The 5,288-nt window shown below is 72.2% G+C and carries 6 protein-coding genes and 1 pseudogene; 6 read left to right on the top strand and 1 reads right to left on the bottom strand.

All coding sequences use genetic code 11. The features are described from left to right. From CCR87_RS01655 to CCR87_RS01630, 6 genes are all read left to right on the top strand, one after another. A partial coding sequence (locus tag CCR87_RS01655; protein WP_201155589.1) for an arginase family protein occupies nt 1-586 on the top strand: 586 nt, incomplete at its 5' end. After that, nucleotides 586-1,068 carry a DUF1499 domain-containing protein gene (locus CCR87_RS01650; protein ID WP_201155588.1) on the top strand — a complete coding sequence of 161 codons (483 nt, stop codon included), beginning with the start codon at nt 586-588 and terminating at the stop codon, nt 1,066-1,068. The genes CCR87_RS01655 and CCR87_RS01650, both read left to right, overlap by 1 nt. Next, the gene (locus CCR87_RS01645; RefSeq protein ID WP_201155587.1) at nt 1,061-1,966 is read left to right on the top strand and encodes a hypothetical protein; all 906 of its coding nucleotides are present in this window, start codon (nt 1,061-1,063) and stop codon (nt 1,964-1,966) included. The genes CCR87_RS01650 and CCR87_RS01645 overlap by 8 nt, the downstream gene beginning before the upstream one ends. 32 nt (nt 1,967-1,998) lie before the next feature. Next, a complete protein-coding gene (gene prfA / locus CCR87_RS01640; protein ID WP_201155586.1) occupies nt 1,999-3,054 on the top strand; it encodes a peptide chain release factor 1 in 1,056 nt (351 codons plus the stop codon). Next, entirely contained in the window at nt 3,051-3,905 is an 855-nt protein-coding gene (prmC, locus tag CCR87_RS01635; protein WP_201155585.1) for a peptide chain release factor N(5)-glutamine methyltransferase, read from the top strand. The genes prfA and prmC overlap by 4 nt, the downstream gene beginning before the upstream one ends. Nucleotides 3,906-4,110: 205 nt before the next feature. Beyond that, nucleotides 4,111-4,890, top strand: a complete 780-nt coding sequence (locus CCR87_RS01630) for a DUF4167 domain-containing protein (protein WP_201155584.1) — start codon at nt 4,111-4,113, stop codon at nt 4,888-4,890. 76 nt (nt 4,891-4,966) lie between these two features. Here the strand turns inward: CCR87_RS01630 and CCR87_RS01625 are convergent. After that, nucleotides 4,967-5,288 (bottom strand): annotated as a pseudogene (locus CCR87_RS01625) (hypothetical protein); the annotation flags it as partial.

Here is a 5,288-nt window from a genome sequence, read left to right as displayed (position 1 = left end):
GGTGCTGACGCTGGGGGGGGATCACTCCATCTCCTTGCCGCTGCTGCGCGCGCATGCGGCGGTGCACGGGCCGCTGGCGCTGTTGCAGTTCGACGCCCACACCGACACCTGGGCCGACGACGACCCGACCCGCATCGACCACGGCACGATGTTCTACAAGGCGGTGAAGGAGGGGTTGATCGACACCGCCCGCTCGGTCCAGGTGGGCATCCGCACCACCAACCCCGATACGCTGGGCATCACCGTGATCGACGCGCCCTGGGTGCATGACCACGGCCCCCGCGCCACCGTCGCGCGCATCCGCGAGGTTCTGGGCGATGCGCCCGTCTACCTCAGCTTCGACATCGACGCGCTGGACCCGGCCTTTGCCCCCGGCACGGGCACGCCGGTGTGGGGCGGGCTGAGTTCGGCGCAGGCGGCGGCGATGCTGCGGGGGCTGGCGGGGACCCGCGTGGTGGGCGCCGACGTGGTCGAGGTCTCGCCCCCCTTCGATCCCACCGGGGCCACGGCCATCGCCGGCGCGCATGTGGCGGTCGAGCTGATGTGCCTGTATTGTGCCGCACGCCGCAACAAGGGAGAGGCGTGATGATCAAGCTGCTGGCGATTCTGGCGCTTCTGGGGGTGGCGGGGGTGATGCTCTATATCCGCTTCACCCCCTCCGATCCGGCCGACTGGCATGTGGATCCGCGCGCGGTGTCGCGGCCCGACACGCCCAACAGCTGGCTGATCCGGCCGGTGGGCGGCGACGCGGTGGCGCCCGAGTTCATGCTCGGCGCACAGGAGCTGGCGCAGGTGGTGGATGCGGTGATCCGCGCGCAGCCGCGCACCCGCCCCCTGGCCGGTTCGGTCGAGGAGGGGCAGCTGACCTACGTGACGCGGACGCCGCTGATGGGCTATCCCGACTATGTCTCGGTGCGGGTGTTTCCCACCGGCGCGGGGGCGGGTCTTGCGGTGTTCTCCCGCTCGCGGTTCGGGCATTCCGATCTTGGCACCAACCGCAAGCGGCTGGAGGACTGGATGCGCGAGATCGAGGCGGCGGTTCGGGAAAAGGAGGCCGGAAATGGCTGACAGGTTGTGTTTGCGCGACGACCCCCTGCTGGGGATGATCGTGCTGATGGTGATCGCGCTGGGCGGGTTCGCCATCTGGTCGGGGCTGACGTGGCTGGGCGCGCAGCCCCCCCATCTGGAGGTGGTGACCGCGCGCGGCGAGACGGTCCTGCTGTTCGGGCAGGGGGCCTATCGCCTCAACCCCGAGTTCATGGCGCTGGCGTTCCGCGCGCAGGACTGGGTGATGCTGGTGGCGCTGGCGATGGCGGGCTGGTCGGTGGTGGCGATGCGCGGGCCGCGCGGCTTTGCGGTGCTGCTGCTGGCGCTGGGCTACATCTTCTATGGCTACAGCACGCTGGCCTTCGCGGCCGAGCTTGACTGGCTGATGCCGGTGCACGCGGCGATCTTTACCCTGACGCTGTTTGCGCTGTGGCGCGCGGGCAGCGACGCGCGCGCGGGATTCGAGCGCATTACCCTGCCGCGCGGGCCGGTGGTGGCGTATCTGCTGCTGGCGGGCCTTGGCACCGCCGCCGCATGGGGGCCGCCGTTGCTGTCGGATCTGTCGGTGGGCCAGGAGGGGCAGTTCTTTGACACCCGCACCACCCAGGCCGGCCATGTCCTGCGGCTGGCGTTGCTGATGCCGCTGTGTCTGGTGGCCGCCGGGCTGGTGCTGCGCCGCAATGCGCTGGGCCATGTGATCGCGCTGCCGCTGATCGGGTGCCTGCTGCTGCTGTTCCCGGCGCGGATCGCCGCGACCGTGTTCCAGGCCCAGGCGGGGATCGAGTTCACGGTGGCCGAGTGGGTGGGGCCGATCGTCGGTTTTGCCGTGATCGGGCTGCTGGCGGTGTGGGTGCTGCGGCTTTACCTCGTGGCGCTGCGCCAGGCGCCGGTGATGGCGGCCACCCCCGAGGCCGCTTGACGGCGGGGGCGGCAGCGGCGACATCCCCCGCCATGCTGCCCCGCGACGCCCTTGACCAGATCCTCCGGCGCTTCCAGTTCCTGGAGGCGAAGCTGTCGCAGGCCGGGGACCCGGCCGAGATCGCCGATCTGAGCCGCGACTATGCCGGGCTGAAACCCGTCGTCGCCCAGATCGAGGCGTGGGAGGCCACCCACCGCGCCCTGTCCGAGGCCGAGGCCCTGCGCGCCGATCCCGAGATGCGCCCCCTCGCGGAGGAGGAGATCGCCCGCCTGCGCGCCGGCCTGCCCGCGCTGGAAACCGCGCTGCGGCTGGCGCTGCTGCCGCGCGACGCCGCCGACGACCGCCCCGCCATCCTGGAGATCCGCCCCGGCACCGGCGGGGACGAGGCCGCGCTGTTCGCCGCCGACCTTCTGCGCATGTACCAGCGCCACGCGGCACTGCGGGGCTGGGGCTTCGACGTGATCGCGCTGGCCCAGACCGAGCTTGGCGGCGTGCGCGAGGCGGTGGTGCGGGTCGCGGGCAGCGGCGTCTATGCCCGGCTGAAATACGAATCCGGCGTCCACCGTGTCCAGCGCGTGCCGGAGACCGAATCGGGCGGGCGCATCCACACCTCGGCCGCCACCGTCGCCGTCCTGCCCGAGGCCGAGGCGGTGGAGGTCATCATCGACCCGGGTGATCTGCGCATCGACACCATGCGCGCCTCGGGCGCCGGGGGGCAGCACGTCAACACCACCGATTCGGCGGTGCGAATCACCCACATCCCCAGCGGGATCGTCGTCACCAGCTCCGAGAAATCCCAGCACGCCAACCGCGCGCTGGCGATGGAGGTGCTGCGCGCCCGACTGTTCGACCTCGAACGCCGCCGGACCGAGGGCGACCGCGCCAGCACCCGCCGCGCCCAGGTCGGCAGCGGCGACCGCAGCGAGCGCATCCGCACCTACAACTTTCCCCAGGGCCGGCTGACCGACCACCGCATCAACCTGACCCTGCACAAGCTGGACGCCGTCCTGAACGGCGATCTGGACGAGGTCATCGACACCCTGACCGCCCATGACCAGGCCGCCCGGCTGGCGGAGCTGGAGGGATGAGCACCGTCGCGGCCGCCCTGCGCAATGCCGCGGCCCGGCTGCGCGCGGCCGGCATCGACGATCCCGCGGGCGATGCGCGCAGGCTTGTGGCCCATGCGCTGGGCTGGCCGCCCGCGCGGCTGGTCATCGCCGGCCCCGACCCCTTGCCGCCCGAGGCCGCAGCCCCGCTGGAGGCCGCGCTGGCCGCGCGCTGCGCGCACCGGCCTGTGGCGCAGATCCTCGGGTGGCGCGCCTTCTGGCGGCACGCGTTCGAGGTCACGCCCGATGTCCTCGACCCGCGGCCCGAGACCGAAGTGCTGGTGGCGGCCGCGCTGGAGGGGACGTTCGCGCGGGTGCTCGACCTCGGCACCGGGTCGGGGTGCGTCTTGCTGAGCCTGCTGGCCGAGCGCCCCGCTGCGCGCGGTCTCGGGATCGACGTGTCCGATGCGGCGCTGGCGGTGGCGCGGCGCAATGCCGCGCGGTTGGGGCTGTCGGACCGCGCGACCCTGCGGCATGGCGACTGGCTGGCGGGGGTGTCGGGACCCTTCGACCTGATCGTGTCCAATCCGCCCTACCTTGCCGCGCACGAGCTGGCCGGGCTTGCTCCGGAGGTCCGCGATTGGGAGCCCGCCATCGCCCTCAGCCCCGGCGGGGACGGTCTGGACGCCTATCGCGCGATTGCAGCGGGCGCGGCGGCCGTGCTTGCCCCCGGCGGCGTCCTGGCGGTGGAGATCGGCCCGACCCAGGCCGAGGCGGTCGCCGCGCTGATGCGCAGCGGCGGGCTGGCGGGGACGCAGCTGCGCCGCGACCTCGACGGGCGGGCGCGCGTGGTGCTGGCGCACCGTCCTGCGCCGCAGGGCGACGGCCTCTGAACCAAGTTTCCGGCATCGATCTGACTCACATCGGGCATTTGCCCTTGCCAGACACGCGCGCACATGATTAGTCGAGGCAGGCGGGGTGGCCATCGCGGCACCATGTGACGGCATACCCCCCCCTGCAGCCCGATGATTACCGTATCACAGGCGCCCGACGCGCACGGTTTTGTCGAACCCTGGCCGCAACTGGACACAGGACAGCATGAGATCATCCAAGTCCCGCTCGCGTTCCAAAGTGAACCGCCCGCGCCCGTTGGGCAATGTCGTCAACCGCGTCTTCGACAGCTCCGGGCCCGAAGGCAAGGTGCGCGGAACGCCGCAGCAGATCATCGACAAATACCTTCTGCTGGCGCGTGATGCCCAGCTGGGAAATGACCGCGTGGCCGCCGAGAACTTTCTCCAGCACGCGGAGCATTACACCCGCATGCTGACCGAGGCGCAGCGCGAAAGTGCCCGCGAGGCCGAGAGCCGCCGCCAGGTCTCGGAACAGCAGGGCCACAACAACGGCCAGAACAATGGCCAGAACAATGGCCAGAACCACGGCCAGAACCAAGGCCAGGGTCGCCCCCGCTACGAGGACCGAGACGGCCGCCGCCACGACCCTGCACAGGGCGACGGCGCACAGACGGGACCGCAAGGATCCCAGACGGGCGGGCAGTCCGGTGCGGACATGCAGGCCCAGGCCGATACGCCCCGGTCCAGCTCAGCCCAGCCCGAACCGTCGCAGCAGGCCCCCGCGTCGATCCCGTCGTCCGAGAACGACAGCACCCTCGTGGACACGCCCGAAGGCGCGGCCAGCCCGACCCCCGGTCGTCGTCGGCGCGCTCCGCAGGGACAGGCCCCCGAAGGTGCCGCGGAGGCAGAGGCCAAGCCCGCCCCCAAGCGCCGCGCACCGCGCAGGCCGCGCACGGCGAATGGCGATGCCGCATCCGGCAACGGTGGCCCGCAGGCGTCCGATACCAAGACATCGGCCGCCGAGTAGGCGCGCATGCCCCGATCGGGGCCCCTGTGACAGAATTGGACCCCGGCCGTGACGCCTGCCACGCGCCGGGGTTTGCTTATCCGCCGATCCGCAGCACCGTGTTGCGCCCGTTCCGGACGTAGCGCAGCTCTCCATCGCCGATGGCCGCGACCTGCCCCCCGTCGAGCCGGTCGCCCACGCGCACCGCGACCACCTGCCCGTTGGACAGCCGGACCAGCGCCCGCCGGGCCGAGGATGTGCCGAACACCCCGATCAGGTTGATGCGCCGCAGGTTGATCGCCCGCGTCTCGGTGGCCTGCTGGGCGACCGAGGCGCGGGTCGGCAGGGATGGCGCCGCGCGGGCTGTGGTGGCAGGCGCCGTGGCTGCGGGCGCCGCCGCGGCCACGGCGCCTGCCACC

This window comes from Rhodobaculum claviforme (assembly GCF_016653255.1).
Lineage (GTDB): Bacteria > Pseudomonadota > Alphaproteobacteria > Rhodobacterales > Rhodobacteraceae > Rhodobaculum > Rhodobaculum claviforme.
This window is presented reverse-complemented; position numbering and strand designations above follow the sequence as displayed.